Annotated in this window: 19 protein-coding genes; 15 read left to right on the top strand and 4 right to left on the bottom strand. The window is 60.9% G+C overall.

Going from position 1 to position 18,905, the window contains the following annotated elements:
- The first annotated feature begins 133 nt into the window (after positions 1-133).
- The 5 genes from AC13QE_RS24105 (at position 134) to AC13QE_RS24125 (ending at position 4,640) form a co-directional block, all read left to right on the top strand.
- Positions 134-676, top strand: a complete 543-nt coding sequence (locus tag AC13QE_RS24105) for a tetratricopeptide repeat protein (protein ID WP_132715887.1) — start codon at positions 134-136, stop codon at positions 674-676.
- Positions 677-738: 62 nt separating this feature from the next.
- Complete coding sequence (locus tag AC13QE_RS24110) at positions 739-1,383, top strand: RNA polymerase sigma factor (RefSeq protein WP_488485637.1); 645 nt, start codon at positions 739-741, stop codon at positions 1,381-1,383.
- The gene (locus AC13QE_RS24115; protein ID WP_488485559.1) at positions 1,376-2,179 is read left to right on the top strand and encodes an anti-sigma factor family protein; all 804 of its coding nucleotides are present in this window, start codon (positions 1,376-1,378) and stop codon (positions 2,177-2,179) included. The genes AC13QE_RS24110 and AC13QE_RS24115 overlap by 8 nt, the downstream gene beginning before the upstream one ends.
- A 146-nt stretch (positions 2,180-2,325) precedes the next feature.
- On the top strand, positions 2,326-3,906 hold the full coding sequence (locus AC13QE_RS24120) for a Ppx/GppA phosphatase family protein (RefSeq protein WP_488485560.1): 1,581 nt from the start codon (positions 2,326-2,328) through the stop codon (positions 3,904-3,906).
- Positions 3,903-4,640 (top strand): RlmE family RNA methyltransferase, encoded by a 738-nt coding sequence (locus AC13QE_RS24125; RefSeq protein ID WP_488485561.1) that lies wholly within the window; start codon positions 3,903-3,905, stop codon positions 4,638-4,640. Before AC13QE_RS24120 ends, AC13QE_RS24125 begins: the two co-directional genes overlap by 4 nt.
- An 80-nt stretch (positions 4,641-4,720) precedes the next feature.
- Here the strand turns inward: AC13QE_RS24125 and AC13QE_RS24130 are convergent, their stop codons facing one another.
- Positions 4,721-6,151 carry an MFS transporter gene (locus AC13QE_RS24130; RefSeq protein WP_488485562.1) on the bottom strand — a complete coding sequence of 477 codons (1,431 nt, stop codon included), beginning with the start codon at positions 6,149-6,151 and terminating at the stop codon, positions 4,721-4,723.
- Positions 6,152-6,495: 344 nt separating this feature from the next.
- Here AC13QE_RS24130 and AC13QE_RS24135 point away from each other — a divergent pair, with 344 nt between their 5' ends.
- Positions 6,496-7,368, top strand: coding sequence for an MBL fold metallo-hydrolase (locus AC13QE_RS24135; protein ID WP_488485563.1), 873 nt, complete (start codon positions 6,496-6,498; stop codon positions 7,366-7,368).
- A gap of 173 nt (positions 7,369-7,541) precedes the next feature.
- Here AC13QE_RS24135 and AC13QE_RS24140 read toward each other — a convergent pair whose 3' ends face one another.
- The gene (locus AC13QE_RS24140; RefSeq protein WP_488485564.1) at positions 7,542-8,471 is read right to left on the bottom strand and encodes a LysR family transcriptional regulator; all 930 of its coding nucleotides are present in this window, start codon (positions 8,469-8,471) and stop codon (positions 7,542-7,544) included.
- A gap of 133 nt (positions 8,472-8,604) precedes the next feature.
- On the opposite strand from AC13QE_RS24140, the gene AC13QE_RS24145 reads away from it, so the two are divergent.
- From AC13QE_RS24145 to AC13QE_RS24170, 6 genes are all read left to right on the top strand, one after another.
- On the top strand, positions 8,605-10,044 hold the full coding sequence (locus AC13QE_RS24145; RefSeq protein ID WP_488485565.1) for an MFS transporter: 1,440 nt from the start codon (positions 8,605-8,607) through the stop codon (positions 10,042-10,044).
- 346 nt (positions 10,045-10,390) lie between these two features.
- Positions 10,391-11,875, top strand: coding sequence for an IMP dehydrogenase (gene guaB, locus AC13QE_RS24150; protein ID WP_488485566.1), 1,485 nt, complete (start codon positions 10,391-10,393; stop codon positions 11,873-11,875).
- A 125-nt stretch (positions 11,876-12,000) separates the two neighbouring features.
- Positions 12,001-12,573, top strand: a complete 573-nt coding sequence (locus AC13QE_RS24155) for a hypothetical protein (RefSeq protein WP_488485638.1) — start codon at positions 12,001-12,003, stop codon at positions 12,571-12,573.
- A gap of 42 nt (positions 12,574-12,615) precedes the next feature.
- Positions 12,616-13,038, top strand: coding sequence for an MAPEG family protein (locus AC13QE_RS24160; protein WP_183711024.1), 423 nt, complete (start codon positions 12,616-12,618; stop codon positions 13,036-13,038).
- Positions 13,039-13,183: 145 nt separating this feature from the next.
- Positions 13,184-14,065: a dienelactone hydrolase family protein gene (locus AC13QE_RS24165; protein WP_132715894.1), complete on the top strand. Its 882-nt coding sequence runs from the start codon at positions 13,184-13,186 to the stop codon at positions 14,063-14,065.
- A 198-nt stretch (positions 14,066-14,263) separates the two neighbouring features.
- Positions 14,264-14,896 carry a TetR/AcrR family transcriptional regulator gene (locus AC13QE_RS24170; RefSeq protein WP_488485567.1) on the top strand — a complete coding sequence of 211 codons (633 nt, stop codon included), beginning with the start codon at positions 14,264-14,266 and terminating at the stop codon, positions 14,894-14,896.
- 36 nt (positions 14,897-14,932) lie between these two features.
- Here the strand turns inward: AC13QE_RS24170 and AC13QE_RS24175 are convergent, their stop codons facing one another.
- Positions 14,933-15,886 (bottom strand): LysR substrate-binding domain-containing protein, encoded by a 954-nt coding sequence (locus AC13QE_RS24175; RefSeq protein ID WP_015338895.1) that lies wholly within the window; start codon positions 15,884-15,886, stop codon positions 14,933-14,935.
- A gap of 198 nt (positions 15,887-16,084) precedes the next feature.
- On the opposite strand from AC13QE_RS24175, the gene AC13QE_RS24180 reads away from it, so the two are divergent.
- Together AC13QE_RS24180 and AC13QE_RS24185 are read left to right on the top strand one after the other, a co-directional pair.
- On the top strand, positions 16,085-16,384 hold the full coding sequence (locus AC13QE_RS24180) for a DUF1127 domain-containing protein (protein ID WP_488485568.1): 300 nt from the start codon (positions 16,085-16,087) through the stop codon (positions 16,382-16,384).
- A 189-nt stretch (positions 16,385-16,573) separates the two neighbouring features.
- On the top strand, positions 16,574-17,152 hold the full coding sequence (locus AC13QE_RS24185; RefSeq protein ID WP_488485569.1) for a dienelactone hydrolase family protein: 579 nt from the start codon (positions 16,574-16,576) through the stop codon (positions 17,150-17,152).
- A gap of 13 nt (positions 17,153-17,165) precedes the next feature.
- On the opposite strand, the gene AC13QE_RS24190 is transcribed toward AC13QE_RS24185, so the two are convergent.
- A complete protein-coding gene (locus tag AC13QE_RS24190) occupies positions 17,166-17,303 on the bottom strand; it encodes a hypothetical protein (RefSeq protein WP_488485570.1) in 138 nt (45 codons plus the stop codon).
- Between AC13QE_RS24190 and AC13QE_RS24195 the strand changes: the two genes are divergently transcribed.
- Positions 17,302-18,900, top strand: a complete 1,599-nt coding sequence (locus AC13QE_RS24195) for an ABC-F family ATP-binding cassette domain-containing protein (RefSeq protein ID WP_488485571.1) — start codon at positions 17,302-17,304, stop codon at positions 18,898-18,900. The genes AC13QE_RS24190 and AC13QE_RS24195 overlap by 2 nt on opposite strands.
- The last annotated feature ends 5 nt before the right edge of the window (positions 18,901-18,905 follow it).

Genomic DNA, 18,905 nt, shown 5'->3' on the forward strand with positions numbered 1-18,905 from the left:
TGCCGGGGCGGTCACAAAAGAGTGACGGCGTCCCGGCTTGGGATGCGCCGAAAAAATTTTGCGCATCGTCCGAATAAAAGATGCCGATGGTGTGTTCTCCCCTCGCAACGTTCATTTTGCAAGGAGACATTCCATGACGACCAAAGCAATTCGCCTGGCTTCCATCGCTCTCGGCGCAAGCCTGACCCTCGGCGCTTTCGCCATCCCGGTCTTTGCTGCCGGCGACGATTCCAGCACGACGCCGACCTGCAAGAAGGGCGAGATCTACGACCAGAAGACGAAGAAGTGCGTCAAGCAGCAGGGCGCCAACGTCACGGACGAAAACCGCGCGGATTATGCCTACTCGCTCGCCAAGAAGGATCATCGCTACGAGGAAGCCCTGGCTGTGCTCGACACGATGAAGAATCCGAATACGGCAGAAGCGCTGAACTATCGCGGCTACGCCACCCGTAAGCTCGGCCGTACCGACGAAGGCATCTCCTATTACCAGAAGGCCGTCGCCATGGACCCGAAGTATACGCTGGTTCGCGAGTATCTCGGCGAAGCCTATGTCATCAAGGGCCAGATGGACCTCGCCAAGGATCAGTTGAGCACGATCAAGACGCTCTGCGGCAATACGAGCTGTGAGGAATATCGCGATCTCCACGCCGCGATCATGAATCCGTCCAGCCTGTGATCGCAGGTCAGCGCCGGAGATAAAGACGAGAAGCAGGGAGCTTTGCGAGGGATATGGGAGTGATGCCAGTCGCTCGTGGCGCAATTTCTGCTTATAGTCTGACGGCAGCGGAGCCGCCAAAAAGATCGGCGGCTCCCGGACATGCGAAAGTGGCGGAGGATGTCATAGCGAGCGAAGAGGATATCAGGGCGGGCCTGTCCCAACATCTGACGCGGCTGTGGCGCTATGGCGTGGTGCTATCGCGTCAGCGTGACGTGGCCGACGATCTCGTGCAGGCGACCTGCGTCAGGGCTCTGGAGCGAGCGGCTCAGTTCACATCGGGCACGCGGCTCGATCGCTGGCTCTTTGCCATCCTGCATTCGATCTGGCTGAACGAGGTCCGCTCGCGCCGAGTGCGTATGGGGCAGGGCTTTGTCGATGCCGACGACACGCTGGTTTTCGACGGTGCTCGGGAAACCGAAACGCATATTTTGGCTGGGCAGGTGTTGCAGCGCGTTCAGGCCCTGCCGGAGGCGCAGCGCACTGCGGTGTTCCTGGCCTATGTCGAAGGGCTTTCCTATCGCGAGGTGGCTGACGTTCTTGATGTGCCGATCGGAACGGTCATGAGCCGGCTGGCGGCGGCGCGGGCGAAACTCGCCGAGGGCATGGGAATGGCGGCTGACGGAAAATCGTCCGGAGGTGAGCGACTGGGGAATGGAAATGAGTGAATTGCATAAAGGACAGATGCCCTCGGACGAGCAGCTCACCGCCTTCATCGATGGCGAGCTGAATGCCTCCGAGCGCGAGCGGATCGAACGATTGATCGCCGACGACGAGCGCGTGGCGGAACGATTTGATTTTCTGTCGCGCAGCACCTTGCCCTTCGCAGAGGCATTCCAGCCGATGCTTGCCGAGGCTCCGGCTGCGAAGCTGGATGCCATGCTTGCCGGCATTCCCTCGAGAGAGGAGAGCAAAGCCAGCACTGCCGGCATCGGCCGCCGCGGTTTCCTTGCGGCCGTCGCCGCAAGTTTCGTCGCTGCCATTGCCGTCGACCGTGCCGTGATCGGCATCGGCCACCGGCTTTCGAAACCGGACGAAGATACAGAATGGCGTGCCGTAGTGGCGGAATATCTCTCGCTCTATACGGCGGATACGCTGAGCGCGCCGGCCGGTGATCAGGCGCAGCAGGTTGCGCAATTGAATGAAGTCGGCGCCAAATTGAATCTGTCGCTGGCGCCCGAAGCCGTCGCCATGCCGGGTATCGAGTTCAAGCGTGCTCAGATCCTGAATTATGACAGCAAGCCGTTGGCTCAAATCGCCTATCTCGATCCGGAAAGCGGTCCCATGGCGCTCTGCATCGTCCGATCCGCCAAGGGTGCGGCGGCGCCGGACACGGAAAATCGCAAGGGCATGAATGTCGTCTATTGGTCGAGCGCCACCCACGCCTTCATGCTGATCGGGCATGCGCCGATCGACCGGATGGAGCAACTTGCGGCTGATGTCAGGGCGCATCTGGTCGCCTGAGGGCTGTTTGGCGCGCGACTAAAATGGCGTGATTCAAAAAGAATTTGGCGAAAACCCATCCTGCTGGTATTCTTTGCCCAACGAAAATCGAACGAGCGCCAGCAGCATACCTTCAGGGGCCTTGCGCGGCGCGGTGGAAAAGATACGTGAGTGACCCCGACAGCGGCCTAGCGCCGCAGGCAGACGGGGCGTCGGCAGCAGAGCGCAGGAAGGGTAAATCCTCCCGGCGCGCGAAGCGTAAGCGCGGTCACGGCCGTCCGAACGCTCATTCTGCGGAGGCCGCCCAGGCAGGCAAGTCCAGCCAGGTGGCGCAACGCCCAGCAGAGGATGAGGCCGGCTTACCGGCCAAAAAGCGTAAGCGGCGGCGCCGTGCACGCGCAGCCCAAGGTGGCGCGCAGCCTGCTTCCCAGACACAGCAGCTTTCGGCACCGGCTGAGCATCGTGCCTCGCCGGATCATGGCCATCCGTCTTCGTATAAAAGCGGCAAGAACCGGCGCAAGCATCGCAGCAAGCGTGGCCTGCAGGGCCGGCCTCTGGTGCATGAGAAAGTGGCGCAGATCGTCGCTCCTGCCAATGCGCCTTCGAACGCGCATGCGTCAGTGGCCCATGACGAGCATCGCCAGATCAGGCAATCGCCGCCGCGCCGTGAAGGGCAGGGCCAACATCACCACTATGCCGACGCCGATTCCCGGCCACTCGACCTCTATGCGGCCCTTGACCTTGGCACCAACAATTGCCGCCTGCTGATCGCGCAGCCGACCCGCCCCGGCCAGTTCCGGGTGGTCGATGCATTTTCTCGCATCGTGCGCCTCGGTGAGGGGCTCGGTGCCAGCGGACGTCTGTCGAGCGATGCCATGGATCGGGCTGTGGAGGCGCTGCGCATCTGCGCGGCCAAGCTGAAGACACGCGAAATCCGGCGCATGCGGCTGATCGCGACCGAAGCCTGCCGCGCCGCCGACAATGGCGAGGCATTCCTTGCGCGCGTAACTGAAGAAACAGGACTCCAGCTCGAAATCATTGATCGCGAGACCGAGGCGCGGCTTGCCGTTTCCGGCTGCTCGTCGCTGGTGGGACCGGAGGCGCGCTCCGTCGTGCTGTTCGATATTGGCGGCGGCTCTTCCGAGATTGCCGTCATCCGTATCGGCGAGAATCGCTCAAGCCGGCTGGCCAATCACATCACCCATTGGACCTCGCTGCCAGTCGGTGTCGTCACACTCTCCGAGCGGCATGGCGGTCGCGACGTGACGCCTGAACTGTTCGAGACGATGGTGTGCGAAGTTCAGCGCATGCTCGAGCGTTTCGATTGCCCGCCGGTGCATGGCGCCGCACGCGACAGCGGCGACTTCCACCTGATCGGAACTTCGGGCACGGTGACGACGCTCGCCGGCGTTCACCTCGATCTTCCGCGCTACGACCGGCGCAGGGTCGACGGCGTCTGGCTGTCGGATGACGAGGTGAGTGCGATGCAGGCGAAGCTCTTGTCCTGGGATTTTGCCGGCCGCGCTGCCAATCCCTGCATCGGGCCGGATCGCGCCGATCTCGTGCTGGCAGGATGCGCCATTCTAGAGGCGATCCGCCGCCGTTGGCCGAGCCCGCGCATGCGCGTTGCCGATCGCGGCCTGCGCGAGGGATTGCTGACCGATATGATGGCAGACGATGGCGTTTGGCGGCGGGGCCGCTCGCGCCGGGGTCATCGACCGAGGGATATGAAGGGGCCGCAGACGTGACCAAGCCAACCATCGCCGGCAACCGCACGGGCCGCAAGCTCGGCCAGCGCGTCAAGAAAAAGAAGCTGAAGGCTTCGTCGCGCCAATGGCTGCAGCGCCATATCAACGATCCCTATGTGCAGCGCGCCCAGCTTGAAGGTTATCGCGCCCGCGCCGCGTTCAAGCTGCTGGAGATCGACGAGAAGCATCAGATCCTCAAGGGTGCTCGCCGCATCATCGATCTGGGTGCCGCTCCGGGCAGCTGGTCGCAGATCGCCGCCAAGGTGACCGATTCGACCGAGGAGGATATTCGCGTCGCCGCTATCGACTTCCTCGAAATGGCGCCGATCCCTGGCGTCAGCATCCTGCAGCTCGACTTTTTGGAGCCGGATGCGCCGCAGCTGCTGATCGATGCGGTCGGAGGTACGCCCGATCTGGTGCTGTCGGATATGGCCGCGCCGACGACCGGTCATCACCGGACCGACCATCTGCGCACGATGCATCTTTGCGAAGTCGCAGCGCATTTCGCCGTCGAGGTGCTGGCCGAAGGCGGGCATTTCCTCGCCAAGACCTTCCAGGGCGGCACGGAGCGAGACCTGCTGACCTTCCTCAAGCAGAATTTCCGTCAGGTCGTCCATGTAAAGCCCGGCGCATCCAGAGCCGAGTCGGTGGAAATGTTCCTGCTGGCGAAAGGCTTCAAGGGCCGGAAGCCGGAAGGCGAGACGGAAGAAGAGCAATCCGCCGCCGACCGCTGAATCCGGCGACCCTCAATCGCTAAACTGACGAAACCCTCATTGCGCTGCCGTTTAGCTGAAGCGCAAGGAGGGCTGGACCGTCACTTTGCGACCGTCTGCTCCACCTGCGGCTGTACCGCTGCGACACGCTTGAGGCCAGCCTTGTGGCCGGAAACCATGGCGCCGGCGCTGCGATCCATGCGGATGAAGGGGATGGTGGCGACCACGGTCAGGATCGAAATGCAGAAGAACGCGATATGGAAATCGCGAACCTGCAGCTGCGTGCCGCTAAAGAAGGTCGAGGCTTCCAGGATCATGGCGGCGACGGCAACGCCGAGCGCCAGGCTGATTTGCTGCATGACCGAGCTCATCGATGTCGCCTGGCTCGCCTGCTTGTCGGTGATATCGGCAAAGGCGAGTGCATTGATGCCGGTGAAGAAGAACGAGCGCGAGAAGCCGCCGATCAGCAGGATGCCGACGATGATGAGGTGCGGCGTCCACGGCTGGAAAAGACCGGTGCAGATCGTCGTCACTGTCGTGACGGCAGCAGCTGAAAGCAGCGCCGTTTTGAAGCCGACGGCGGTGAAGACGCGGCGCGCGATGAACTTGGTCGAGATCGCACCGATCGCGCCGGCAAAGGTGATGAGGCCGGACTGGAACGGATTAAGGCCGAAGCCGAGCTGCAGCATCAGCGGCGTCAGGAACGGCATGGCGCCGATGCAGATGCGGAACAGCGTGCCGCCCGTCACCGAGGCGCGGAAGGTGGTGTTCTTCAGCAGCGTGAGATCGAGGATCGGCGCCGGGTGTCGGCGCGCATGACCGACATAGAGGAAGCCGCAGACAAAGCCGATGATAACAGCCGAGATGCCGACATAGGGCGGCAGCGCCGGCAGGCTGATGACGGACATGCCGAAGACGACCCCGGAGGCGGCAAAGGACGTCAAAAGGAAACCGATGACATCGAGTTTCGGCGGCTTGGTCGCTTCCACCTCCGGCAGGAAGATTGACGCCAAGATCACGCCGAGGATGCCGACGGGAACGTTGATCAGGAAGATCCAGTGCCAGGAAGCATAGGTGGTGATGAAACCGCCGAGCGGCGGGCCGGCAAGCGGGCCGACGAGCGCCGGGATGGAAAGCAGCGCCATGGCCGAAACCAGGTCGCTTTTCTGCGTGGTGCGCACCAGCACAAGCCGCCCGACCGGAGTCATCATCGAGCCGCCGACGCCCTGCAGGAAGCGGGCGAAGACGAATTCCAGCAGGCCGCCCGAAAAGGCGCACATGATGGAACCGATGACGAAGACGCAGATGGCAACACGGAAGATGTTCTTCGCGCCGAAGCGATCCGCCATCCAGCCGCTGATCGGGATGAAGACGGCCAGCGACACCATGTAGGAGGTCAGGGCCAGCTTGAGCGTGATCGGGCCGACATGGAGATCGTTGGCGATGGCCGGCAGCGCTGTCGCGATGACGGTGGAATCCATCTGTTCCATGAAGAGTGCGACGGCGAGGATCAATGGAACGATGCGATTCATAGGCATCCGCCTTGATAGGTCTGTCTCGGTAAGGCTATCGCTGTTGGCGCGATCAGCCGCTCTGTAGTCCTATGCGAGGCCGCTGCCAATCCCGGATCTTGCTCCATGAATGCTTGGGGATCACGTCTTCGTGACGGCCGCCGTCGCTGGCGCAGAACACAGGGTTTGACATATGCTAAGAGCATGTAAATGCTAAACGCATAAAACATCGTTCGGTGTATTAGCGGATTCGGATCGTCTTGTCATGACCAATTTTCGGTCAAGCAGCATGTGTTCCAGGCCGTTGCTACCGACGACGTCGATAGGCGCAGCTTACGTTGCGCATCAGCACAAGGAGTAAGTTCATGACTGCCGTCCTGCCCCCGGATACGCATCAGTTCAAATTGGGATCCTGCACCGTAACAGTCGTCAAGGACGGCGCCAGCATCATGGATAATCCCTGGGAGACCTTTGGCTCGAACCAGGCCCCCGATACGGTTCGCAAATTGCTGGAGCAGAATTTCCTGCCGACGGAAAAGCTCGTGAACACCTATGCGCCCGCCATCATCGATACCGGTTCCGACGTGATCGTCGTCGATACCGGCTTTGGTGCAGCCGGACGCGCGCGTGGCCTTGGCCGTTTTCGCGAGGGGCTGAAGGCAGTCGGCTACACGCCGGAGCAGGTCACCGTCGTCGCGCTCACGCATCTGCATGGCGATCACATCAACGGACTGATGGAGGAGGGCGGCCCGGCCTTTCCGAATGCTCGCTATGTCAGCGGCGAGATCGAGTATGGGTTCTGGACCGATAAGGCGCGCGAGGGAACGCCGGCGGAAGGCGGTCACAAGGCCGTGCTCGCCAATGTCGCGCCCTTCGCCGAGAAGATGACCTTCTTGAAGGATGGTGACCAGATCGTCAGCGGGATGACCGCCATGCTGGCGCCGGGCCACACCCCCGGCCATCTCGTTTTTCACCTGGAATCCGGCGGCAGGCAGCTCGTCATCACCGGCGACACCGCCAACCATTATGTCCTGTCGCTCGGCCGCCCGGACTGGGACGTGCGTTTCGATCTGGACAAGCCGCAGGCGGCCAAGACCCGCCGCCGCATCTTCGACATGATCGCCGCCGACCGCATCCCCTTCCTCGGCTTCCACATGCCTTTCCCCGCCGTCGGCTTCGTCGAAAAGCAGCCGGAAGGTTTTCGCTATGTGCCGAAGTCCTACCAGTTCGATGTTTAGCGCGAGCTGGGGAAGATTACGGCCTATTTTCAAAGTAAGATCACAAGGCTGATCGGCAACGAATATGCGGATAGTTTCTGTCGTGAAAGTCAGTAGCGCAAATCGGGTTTTCGAGAGCAGGCTTGCGACAGAATTGTTCCTGACGTCTCATTATTGGTAGCTTGTCGCTGACTTTAGGAGTTTGGCGACAGCATCACCGCTGCTTGGAAAGCATCTGGTCGTGCTGCGAGATGCTTGGCCACGAAATCCACAAAGGCCCGGACCTTCGGGGACAATTGGCGATTGGACGGCCAGACGAGCGATAATGAGCCAAACGCGACCATATGTGAGGTCAGCACAGGAACAAGCGACCCTGCGCGGATATGTGCCGCCGCGACATAGATCGGCAGGTGGGCGATCCCCAAGCCGTCCAATGCTGCCCGCAAGCTCGCGTCTGTATTGTTGAAGATCAGGCTCCTCGGCAAGGTCAGCTTTTCGTTTGAAGGAGCAAAGGCCCAGGGTGCCAGCCGGCCGCTCGTTGGATATTTAAAATGGATGCACGCATGTAGGGCGAGGTCGGCCGGCGTCGTCGGAAGAATGTGGCGATCGAAATAGGCAGGGCTTCCACAAACAGCGAAATGCTGCTCCCCGAGGTGTCGGGCAATCAGACGGGTATCGGCGAGTTCGCCGCTGCGAACGGCGACATCCACTCCTTCCGTCACCAGATCGGTGACGTGGTCTTCAAAGTCGATTTCCAGCTCGATCTCGGGATATCGTGCGACAAAGGTCGGCAGTATGGGCATCAAGAGGTGATGACCGACGATATGCGGGACGCTGATGCGCAGGCGCCCCCTCGGGCGCATCCGGCTTTCTATAAGGCTGGCCTCCGCATCTTCGAGGTCGTCGATGATACGCTTGCAGCGTTCATAGAACGCTGAACCTTCCTCAGTCAGGCTGATGTTGCGCGTTGTCCTGTTGAACAACCGGACGCCAAGCCTGGCTTCGAGGCGTGCGATGGCCTTGCCGATGGCCGATGGCGACAGGCCGGCGACGCGAGCCGCCGCCACATAGCTGCGTTGCTCGGCAGCGCGAACGAAGGCGGCAAGACTACTGAAGCTATCCATAGCGATACCAATTGAAGACTTATTGTCCTTAATGAAAGTCCATTTCCCATAATTGATCAATATTCAAGACTGGATATCGTTTCTCCCACGGGAAGCCCAACCCCACCCTGCTTCCCCTAAGCCGGAGATACAAATGAAGTTGGTTAGGAAAGAGCCTCGCTGGGCAGGGGCCAATTCATCGCTCGCAGTGTTACTGACCGGAAATTTCGTCACCATCCTCGATCTTTTCATCGTCAACGTCGCGCTCCCGAATATTCAACGGGACTTGCACGCCTCGAACGCCGAGTTGCAGATGATCATGGTGGCTTACAGCGTCTCCTATGGCGCAATGCTGCTCAATGGCGCCCGGTTGGGCGATCTCTACGGCCGGCGGCGGATGTTTCTCTCCGGCATGGCCATCTTTGCGGTCGCATCTTTGCTGTGTGGCCTCGCTTCATCGCCCTGGAGCCTGATTGCTTCGCGAGCACTGCAGGGGATCGGCGCGGCGCTGCTCATGCCGCAGATCTATGCGTCGCTGCGATTGCTGTTCGATGGGGACGAGCGTCGCCGGGCGTTTGGGATGATGGGAGGGGTACAGGGCGCGGCCGGTGCCGCCTCGCAAGTGCTCGGCGGTGGCTTGATGGCGCTCGATATCGGCGATCTCGGCTGGCGCCTGATCTTCTTCGTCAATCTACCGGTTGCCGCCTACGCCATCATTGCCGGGAAGTGGTTCATCGTTGAAACCAAAGAAACTGCATCGGCGAGGCTCGATGTTGTCGGAGCATTCCTAGGGGCTTCCGCTCTCACGGCAATCCTCCTGCCAGCGATGATGGGGCGAGAGCAGCATTGGCCGTGGTGGACGATCATCGGCCTCTTGTCATCCGTGCCCTTGTTCGCCGCCTTCATCGCCTATGAAAACCGCCTGACGCGGCGAGGCGGTGTCCCGATTATTGATCCCCTGCTGTTCAAGAACGGCGGCTTCGCCTTCGGTATGCTGGCGTCGTTCCTGTTTTTCTCTGCGATCAGTTCCTTCTCGCTGTCGCTGACGATCTTTTTACAGGTCGGCCTCGGCAGGACCCCTTTGCAGGCGGCGATGCTGTTTCTCCCCTCCACGATCGCTTTCTTCGCGGGTTCCCTGGTTTCGGCCTTCTTGGCGAAGCGGATGGAGCATCAGGCGCCAATCTTCGGCATGGGCATCTTCAGCTTGGGCTTGCTAATCGCGGTTGCTGACGGCTTTCTCGGCGGAGAGACGTCGACCTTGACTATCTCGGTGATACTGCAAGGATTTGGGCAGGGAATTGTCATTCCGCTTTTGCTCAATATGGTTCTGAGCACCATTGCCGATTCGGAAGTCGGGATGGCGTCCGGCGTCTTCAGCGCCATTCAGGCGGCAGGTTCGGCCTTCGGCCTGACGATTGTCGGCATCATCTTGTTCGGCGTCATTGACGACAGCGGTGTGCAAGCAAACTCTATAGTCCCGGCCGCCGGCTATGGGGCGGCATTCGCAGTCGCGACGCTCTATAATTTGGCTGCCGTCACTCTAAGCCTTGTTCTCTTCCATACGTTACGTGGGCGAAGGAGATCATACGCATAAATCAAGGGGTTACGCAGTTTCGAAAACCCCGGTCAAAGCGTCCGTCTTGCATCTGATCTTTCTACTGTTTGCGAAACGGGCGTTTCCGGCGGGCTGCCTCTCGCACACCTTGTATGGAAATCTTTTCAAAGTTCCATCATGTCACAATGGGACGCCGTGAATGGCTTCGATCCTGATGCTGCAACCGAAGACAGGGTTTGGCATAGCTGCCCATCGCTTTTTGCTATTCCCTTCCTGTCATAGACGTGTTACCAGCCCTCGCCAACTTCCAAGCAACACTTGCAAGATCGCCCGGTAGACGATTCGTTCCGGGCTTTCCTGTTTTTCACAGACGAAGGAATTGGCCATGGCACGCATCATTGAAACGTCAACCGGGTTGGATGCTCTGACATTCGACGACGTGCTCCTGCAGCCGGGACACTCCGAGGTCATGCCGGGCCAGACGAATATCGCCACCCGCATCGCCCAGGACATCGAGCTCAATCTCCCGATCCTCTCCGCCGCCATGGACACTGTGACGGAAAGCCGCCTTGCGATCGCCATGGCCCAGGCCGGCGGCATGGGTGTTATCCACCGTAATCTGACGCCGGTTCAGCAGGCCGAAGAGGTCCGCCAGGTCAAGAAGTTCGAAAGCGGCATGGTGGTCAATCCCGTGACCATCGGTCCTGACGCCACACTTGCCGAAGCGCTTAGCCTGATGAAGGCGCATGGCATTTCCGGCATCCCGGTCGTCGAAAAGTCGCACCGCCTCGTCGGTATCCTCACCAACCGCGACGTCCGCTTCGCCTCCGATCCCGAGCAGAAGATCTACGAGTTGATGACCCGCGAGAATCTCGTGACGGTCAAGGACGGTGTTCAGCAGCATGAAGCCAAGCGCCTGCTGCACACGCACCGCATCGAAAAGCTACTTGTCGTCGATGGCGACAGCCGTCTCGTCGGCCTGATCACCGTCAAGGATATCGAGAAGTCGCAGCTGAACCCGCATGCTTCGAAGGATGCCCAGGGCCGTCTTCGCGCCGCAGCCGCCATTAGCGTCGGCGACGATGGTTATGAGCGGGCCGAGCGCCTGATTGACGCCGGCGTCGACCTTCTGGTCGTCGATACCGCCCATGGTCACTCGCAGCGCGTTCTCGATGCCGTCACCCGCGTCAAGAAGCTGTCCAACTCCGTCCGCATCATGGCCGGCAACGTCGCGACCTATGACGGCACCCGCGCGCTGATCGATGCAGGTGCGGATGCCGTCAAGGTTGGTATCGGCCCCGGCTCCATCTGCACGACCCGTATCGTCGCCGGCGTCGGCGTGCCGCAGCTGGCCGCCATCATGTCGGCTGTGCAGGCCGCGCAGGATCAGAACATCCCTGTCATCGCCGATGGCGGCATCAAGTTCTCCGGCGACCTTGCAAAGGCGATCGCCGCCGGCGCATCCGCTGCGATGATCGGTTCGCTGCTCGCCGGCACGGATGAAAGCCCGGGCGAGGTCTATCTCTATCAGGGTCGCTCCTTCAAGGCCTATCGCGGCATGGGCTCCGTTGGGGCCATGGCGCGCGGTTCGGCGGACCGTTACTTCCAAGCCGAGGTCCGCGACACGCTGAAGCTTGTGCCGGAAGGCATCGAAGGCCAGGTTCCCTATAAGGGGCCTGTCTCTGGCGTGCTGCATCAGCTCGCAGGCGGCCTCAAGGCCGCCATGGGCTATGTCGGCGGCGCCGATCTCAAGGATTTCCAGGAGCGCGCCACCTTCGTGCGAATCTCCGGCGCGGGTCTGCGCGAAAGCCATGCCCATGACGTGACGATCACCCGCGAAAGCCCGAATTATCCGGGCGCAGGCGGCTGATCGATGACAGATCGCGCTTTGGACAACGCCAGGTCCTTACTGCATAATTCCTTAAATCGTGATCGATTTAAGGAAAAAATTATGCAGCAGATTAAAAGTGCTACAGCGACCTTTGCGTGTCACATATGACACGCGGCGCTGTAGAGGGCCTGGCGGCGATCCTTGCGGCTCTTTCCCTCGCACTTTTTGCCTGGATTCAGGCTGGCTTCGTAAGGGTATTCAGCGATGCCGCAGCCGGCCAGCAGATGCTCGATGCGCGTATCGGCGGCTATGAGCGCGAAGACGTCGTCGCCATGCTGCGCTATCTCAGGGATCATCCCGATCCGGCCGCGATCCTGCATTCCATGTATCTCGGGCCGGAGCTGATCTTCCCGCTGGTATTGGGCGGCTTGTTGTTCTGCCTGATGCGGCTGGTCGGCCCCGGCGGCTTTTTCTTCGGCCGGCCGATTCCACCCGGCGCGACCGCAGTCATCTTCTGCCTGCCGATCTTCTACACGCTTGTCGATTATGCCGAGAATATCGCCGGCCTGATGCTCTATCCGCCGGCAACGCCCTCCGATGCCACAATATCGCTGCTGGGGGCCTTGCTGCCGATCATCGTGCGGCTGAAATTCCTGACGCTGGTTGTGACGGTTATTCTACTGGCCCGTTTTGCGATTTTTCGCTACCTCTCGCCGGACGGTACGCGGTCGTCCTGATTGTCCCTATCCGCTTTCGAAAGTTCCAAAGGAGTTGGCGGCGTGACTGGCTATGAAATGTTCTGGCCCATGATGGCGCATGCGGTACTGGTCTTCATCCTCTATGCGCTCCTCGGATGGCGCCGCCGCGTGCTGGTGAAGGCCGGCCGCATCCAGCCAGCGCAATTCCGCGAAAACCATACAGCCGACGAACCGGCGGAAAGCCTGGTGGTGCGAAACAGCCTCGCCAATCAGTTCGAGCTGCCCTTGCTCTTCCATGTCGGCTGTATCGTCCTCTACACCGCTCAAGCGGATAATCTGCCGGCCGTAATCCTCGCCTGGATCTTCGTTGCCACGCGCTACGCTCATGCCTTCGTGCATGTGACCAGCAACGATCTGCGCTATCGCAGCCCGCTCTTCACTCTCGGCTTTGCAGCCCTGGTCTGCATGTGGGGCTGGCTTGGCATCTGGCTCGCCTTCTCCTGAGGCTGCCTGCATTCCGCAAGCCGCAACCTGCGGTAACGCGTTTGTGTTTTTCCTTTGCCGTTGCGCTGAGACCCACTGACCTATCTTGTCAGCGGGTGGCCGGTCGTTTGTTGCCCGCTGCCGGGGAAACAGGGAGAAGAGGATTATGAGCACGGAAAAGCCGGTCGTGACGCAGGCGATGATCAACGCCTATGACGAATACACGCATCTGACGCTCGATCGTCGGGGCTTCATGGAAAAGCTGACCAAGCTCGCAGGTTCGGCCGGTGCCGCCGCTGCCATCGCGCCGCTGCTCGCCGCCAACAAGGCAAGCGCCGAGATCATTGCCGCCGATGACAGCAGGCTGGACGCAAGGGATGTGACGTTCGCCGGCAGCAAAGGCGAGATGAAGGGCTATCTCGTCCGCCCGAAGGACGCGGCCGGCAAGCTCGGCGGTGTCATCGTCATCCACGAGAATCGCGGCCTCAATCCGCATATCCGCGATGTCGCCCGCCGCATGGCGCTGGAAGGCTTCGTGGTGCTGGCGCCCGACTTCCTCTCCCCGCTCGGCGGCACGCCCGAGGATGAGGACAAGGCGCGCGACATGTTCACCAATCTCGATCCGGCATTGACGGCCGCTAACGCCGAGGCGAGCCTGACCTATCTCGCCAAGACGGATGGCGCCAACGGCAAGGTCGGCGCGGTCGGCTTCTGCTGGGGCGGCGGCCTCGTCAACCGTTTCGCGACCATCTCGCCGGAGCTGAAGGCGGGCGTTGCCTATTATGGTGTGCAGCCGCCGGCGGACGACGTGCCTGACATCAAGGCTGCCCTCTTGTTGCACTATGCCGGGTTGGACGATCGCATCAACGCCGGCATCGAGGCCTATCGCAAGGAGCTGCAGTCAGCCGGCAAGACCTTCGAGATCTTCGTCTATGAAGGCGTCAATCATGCCTTCAACAACGATACCTCGGCTGCGCGCTACGACAAGAAGGCGGCCGATCTTGCCTGGGGCAGAACCATCGATTTCCTGAGGAAATACCTGTCCTAGAACGGCACAGGTTCAGGAGGCGGGCTTACCGATTACGAGGGCCGAAACCATGTTTTGGCCCTCGTTCCGGAGTTCGCGCCGGCTCCTAAGTGATGATTAAAATTGGACTTTTCCCGTTTACGCGCATTGAACCCGCCAAGTGTCATAGCGTCGAGCGCACTGGCGCGCCGTTCAGTGTGAGAATGAAACGGGAAGAGCATGAATCCGGATAATCCCGACCGCATTACGCTCCGAAAGAGGCCACAGCAGGAGCGAAGCATCCAGCGTGTCGATGCCATCCTGTCGGTTGCGGCCGCGCTGATCGCCGAGAAGGGGGTGAGCGCAATGAAGATGACCGAGCTGGCTACGGTTGCCGCAATCCCGATCGGCTCCGTCTATCAGTATTTTCCGGACAAGGCGGCGATCGTCCGCGCCTTGCTCGAACGGCATTCCAGCCGCATCCGGCAAAAGGTTGGAGAGGCTTTTGCCTTCGTGGCATCGCTCGATCATGCTATCGAGCTCGTCTGCACCATGATCGACTGGTATTATCGCGAGTTTCGCGGCGATCCCGCCTATATCGGCGTCTGGCTCGGCACGGATATCGACAGGGATATCCTCCAGCTCAACATTCAGCACAGCAATCGTGTCGCCGAAATTTTTCTAGAGAGCATCCGGCCTTTCCTGCCCGCTGAAAGTCGCATCGACCTTGAAGCACGCACGCAACTGTTCAGCCATCTGATCGGCGCATCCATCCGCTTCGCCATCGTGAGCGAGGACGAGATGGCGCTACGTATGCTGTATGAATTGAAGCAGGTGATCCGCGCTACCTTGCTGGCAGAGCCGGCGCAGTAACGATTCCCGAAGGCGATTGGCTGGTGATCCCCGAGCTCACCAGCCCGGCAGAATGTGCCCGGCGCGCAGTCGCGGATAGAAGCGCGTATAAGTTTTCACCTCGCCATCGAGATCGTCATCCACCGCAGCCGGCGTGATGTTGTCCAGGCAGGCCGAGATATGGGCGGTGATGGCGTTCATCAGCGACACGGATAGGCCGGCCCGCTTCATGATGCCGATCTGCACCGGCGGCAGCGGTGGGAAGCCATCGGCCTGGGTCAGCACCTTCATGCCGGTCCTGAGCGCTGATTCCGGCATGACCGAGACTGCCATGCCCGCGAGCACGGCCGCGGCAACGACGGTGCAGGACCAGCTGGTGAACAGGATCTGATAGTCGCGGCCGCCGGCATCGAGAGCCGAACAGGCGAGTTGGCGCCACTGACAGTCGCGACGGCCGACGGCGAGCGGAATGGGCGCATCGTCGCGCAACGGATGATTGGCCGAGCCGACCCAGCAGAGCGGCTCCGTTCGCACGACATCGGACATGCGTTCGCGCGGATTGTGGGTGACGAGCGCGATATCGAGCTCGCCGCGATGCATGCGCTCGGCGAGATCGACCGAGGGTTCGCAGACGATGTAGAGCTCGACATTCGGGTGCGTCTTGGCAAAACGGCCGATGATTTCGGGCATGTAGCGATCGGCATAATCGTCCGGCGTGCCGATGCGCAGCGTACCCTCGAGCCGATTGTCGTCGAAAGCCGCCATCGCCTCATTGTTCAGGCGAATGATGCGGCGCGCATAGTTCAGCAGCTTGTCGCCTTCCGCCGTCAGGCGGTTGCCGCGGCCATCCTTGATAAAGAGTTGCTTGCCGACGCGCTCTTCCAGCCGCCGCATCTGCATGGAGACGGCCGATTGCGTCTTGAACACGCGGTCGGCTGCCTTGGTGAAGCTTCCCGAATCCACGATTGCGATGAAGGTCTGCAACTGATCGATATCAAGCGGCGCGGACATGGGTTCACCTATAAAGGAGTTTGATAGTTATCATTAGAAACATTCGTTGGACTGATCAATAGGGCTTTGGCATCTTGAATGCAATTCAGCATACCAATCGAACAGAAACACCTGTCGAACTCCTCCCGGCCTACGCCCCTTTTCCGGATCATCGGAAAGGGGCTGGGCTCGCGTGTGCCCAAAGAAAGGAACACGGAAATGCGCACGACAGATCGGACCCTTGACCTCGGCCTAGCAACGCCATCGCTGTCGCTGACGGCACGCGTGGGGCTTGCTTTGAGCAATGTCGCATCGATCTGGCGCGCAATCCGAAATCGTAACGAAATCGAATATCTGAATGAGCTGAACGACAGTCAGTTGAGCGACATCGGCCTCACCAGGCAGGATTTGAACGCCGCGCTGACCACCTCGACCTTCTTTGGGGATCCGTCCGGCCATCTTACCAATTCCGCGCGGCGCTGCGCGCGCCTCTCCGCCTTCAGCAGCTTTAGAGGCTGATCGCGGACATAGTTTCCCCGCAGGGTGATAGCCAATAAGCCCTGCCTCTTTCCCGGTGTTCGGCCCAAGGGCCAACACCGGGTTTTTTCTTTCTGAAGACCGGGTTTTCGTCATGGATCACGCGGGCAAGTTGCCTCCTGCAGCAACTGTCTTATCTAACGACCTGATCCGAACACCAGGGAAGCGATGATGGCAACGGTGATCTTCTTCCACTCCGTCTATGGTCTGCGGTCGCTCGAGCATGAGGCAGTGGAGCGCGTGCAGGCCATGGGACACAAGGCCTTCGCGCCGGATCTCTATGATGGGCTGATCGCCCGATCGATCGAAGAAGGGTTCGAATTCAAGGACGAGATTGGCTGGGAAACGATCTGCGAGCGCGCCGAATGGGCGTTGGCCGGTCTGCCGGCCTCGACCGTATTGGCCGGGTTTTCAATGGGGGCCGGCGTTATCTCCAGCCTCTGGCCGAAACGGGAAAAGACGGCCGGCATCCTTTTACTGCATGGCGTCGCCCCGATCGCTGAGAACGCGCGCAAGGGTCTGCCCTTGCAGCTGCATCTGGCCGAACCGGACCCGTTTGAACCGGAGGAAGATGTTGCCGCCTGGCGGCAGGCCGTCGAGCGCTCCGGAACCGCGGCAGAGATTTTTCGATATCCGGGCGGCGGCCATCTCTACACCGATGCCAGCCTGCCCGATTATGACGCCAGGGCTGCCGATCTTACCTGGAAGCGGGTCATCGACTTCCTTGACGCCATCGATGCCAACGCGTGAAATGCTTGCATCTTCACTCGCAGGACTTGAACTGAAGATACTGCTCGCCTAATTTATGAGCATCGTTGATACCAACAGGATGTGTGCAGCAATGGATTCCACCTCGACCGCAATGCCGTTCAGCCTTGCCATCGAGGACATTCTTGCTCATGCCCATATCCATCGTTCTATCCAATCTTTCGTGGTCCACGCCTGACGGCCGGCCGCTTCTTTCCAATCTCGATCTGAGCTTCGGCGCCGAGCGCACCGGCCTTGTCGGACGCAACGGCGTCGGCAAAACGACGCTGATCAAGCTCATCTCCGGCGAGCTGCAGCCGCAATCCGGGAGCATCTCGTTCAACGGACGATTGGGGATCCTGCGCCAGAGCGTGCAGGTGGAGGCGGACGAAACCGTTGCCGATCTTTTTGGCGCAAGCAAAGCCCTTGCCGTCCTGAAGCGGGCGGAGGCCGGCGAGGCGACTAATGATGAACTCGCTTCAGCGGACTGGACGCTCGAGTCGCGCATCGCCGCGGCCCTTGATCGCGTCGGGCTCGACGTCACCCCGGAAACGCGTCTCGTGACACTGTCGGGAGGACAGCGCACCCGTTGTGGTCTTGCTGCCCTCATTGTCGACGATCCCGATTTCCTCATTCTCGACGAACCCACCAACAATCTCGATCGCGACGGTCGCGCCGCTGTCATCGATCTGCTTGCGGGCTGGAGGGCAGGCGCCATCGTCATCAGCCATGACCGCGAGCTGCTCGACACCATGGATGCGATCGTCGAACTGACCTCGCTCGGCGCCTCGCGCTATGGCGGCAACTGGAGCCAATATCGCGAACGCAAGGCGCTAGAGCTTTCCGCGGCCGAGCACGATTTCGCCGAGGCGGAGAAGCGTGTCGCCGAAGTGGAGAGAAGCGCACAGGCCGCCGTCGAGCGGCAGGCGAGGCGGGACAAAGCCGGCCGGAAGATGGCGGCCAAGGGCGGTATTCCGCGCATCATGCTCGGCGGTTTGAAGGAGCGGGCCGAAATGACGAGCGCCGAAAAGACGCGGCTTGCCGAACGGCGTCGTGGCCAGGCCTTAGAGGATGCCGCCGCCGCTCGCGAGAAGATCGAGATCCTGCAGCCCCTGACCGTGAAGCTGCCGACATCGGGATTGCCGGCAAACAGGATCGTCCTCAGGATGGAGGGCGTCACCTCTGGCTACGAGCCAGAACGACCGATCCTGCGCGACTTCAATTTCGTCATGACGGGGCCGGAGCGTGTTGCCGTTACCGGGCCGAACGGCTCAGGCAAGACGGCACTGCTGGCGCTGGTCTCCGGCACGCTAAAACCTTGGAGCGGCACGGTGCGGGTCCTCCATTCCGCCCTGCTGGATCAGCGAGTGAGCCTGCTTGATCCATCGCTGTCAATTCGCGACAATTTCCGGCGGATCAATCCGGAGGCTGACGAAAATGCCTGCCGAGCCGCCCTGGCGCGCTTCATGTTTCGGGCTGATGCCGCGCTGCAGATTGTCTCCAGCCTGAGCGGCGGCCAGCTTTTGCGGGCTGGACTTGCTTGTGTCCTCGGCGGCGCGGTGCCGCCTTCGTTGCTGATCCTCGATGAACCAACCAACCATCTGGATATCGACTCCATCGCCGCGGTTGAAGCCGGGCTGCGGGCCTATGACGGCGCGCTACTGGTTGTCAGCCACGACGAGGTGTTTCTCAACAATATCGGTATCGAGAGACGGCTCGAGCTCTCTGCCCGAGCCGTCTCGGATCGGTGAGGAGG

The sequence above is a fragment of the Martinezella sp. CNPSo 3957 genome, from assembly GCF_057784395.1.

Excerpts from the sequence above, each read along its gene's own strand:
- AC13QE_RS24165 (WP_132715894.1), top strand. The coding sequence starts at position 13,184 with ATGAGCACGGAAAAGCCGGTCGTGACGCAGGCGATGATCAACGCCTAT.
- AC13QE_RS24105 (WP_132715887.1), top strand. The coding sequence starts at position 134 with ATGACGACCAAAGCAATTCGCCTGGCTTCCATCGCTCTCGGCGCAAGC.
- AC13QE_RS24135 (WP_488485563.1), top strand. The coding sequence starts at position 6,496 with ATGACTGCCGTCCTGCCCCCGGATACGCATCAGTTCAAATTGGGATCC.
- AC13QE_RS24190 (WP_488485570.1), bottom strand. The coding sequence starts at position 17,303 with ATGAGCAAGAATGTCCTCGATGGCAAGGCTGAACGGCATTGCGGTCGA.
- AC13QE_RS24195 (WP_488485571.1), top strand. The coding sequence starts at position 17,302 with ATGCCCATATCCATCGTTCTATCCAATCTTTCGTGGTCCACGCCTGAC.
- AC13QE_RS24140 (WP_488485564.1), bottom strand. The coding sequence starts at position 8,471 with ATGGATAGCTTCAGTAGTCTTGCCGCCTTCGTTCGCGCTGCCGAGCAA.
- AC13QE_RS24185 (WP_488485569.1), top strand. The coding sequence starts at position 16,574 with ATGGCAACGGTGATCTTCTTCCACTCCGTCTATGGTCTGCGGTCGCTC.
- AC13QE_RS24180 (WP_488485568.1), top strand. The coding sequence starts at position 16,085 with ATGCGCACGACAGATCGGACCCTTGACCTCGGCCTAGCAACGCCATCG.
- AC13QE_RS24175 (WP_015338895.1), bottom strand. The coding sequence starts at position 15,886 with ATGTCCGCGCCGCTTGATATCGATCAGTTGCAGACCTTCATCGCAATC.
- AC13QE_RS24145 (WP_488485565.1), top strand. The coding sequence starts at position 8,605 with ATGAAGTTGGTTAGGAAAGAGCCTCGCTGGGCAGGGGCCAATTCATCG.
- AC13QE_RS24155 (WP_488485638.1), top strand. The coding sequence starts at position 12,001 with ATGACACGCGGCGCTGTAGAGGGCCTGGCGGCGATCCTTGCGGCTCTT.
- AC13QE_RS24115 (WP_488485559.1), top strand. The coding sequence starts at position 1,376 with ATGAGTGAATTGCATAAAGGACAGATGCCCTCGGACGAGCAGCTCACC.
- AC13QE_RS24170 (WP_488485567.1), top strand. The coding sequence starts at position 14,264 with ATGAATCCGGATAATCCCGACCGCATTACGCTCCGAAAGAGGCCACAG.
- AC13QE_RS24130 (WP_488485562.1), bottom strand. The coding sequence starts at position 6,151 with ATGAATCGCATCGTTCCATTGATCCTCGCCGTCGCACTCTTCATGGAA.
- guaB (WP_488485566.1), top strand. The coding sequence starts at position 10,391 with ATGGCACGCATCATTGAAACGTCAACCGGGTTGGATGCTCTGACATTC.
- AC13QE_RS24110 (WP_488485637.1), top strand. The coding sequence starts at position 739 with ATGCCAGTCGCTCGTGGCGCAATTTCTGCTTATAGTCTGACGGCAGCG.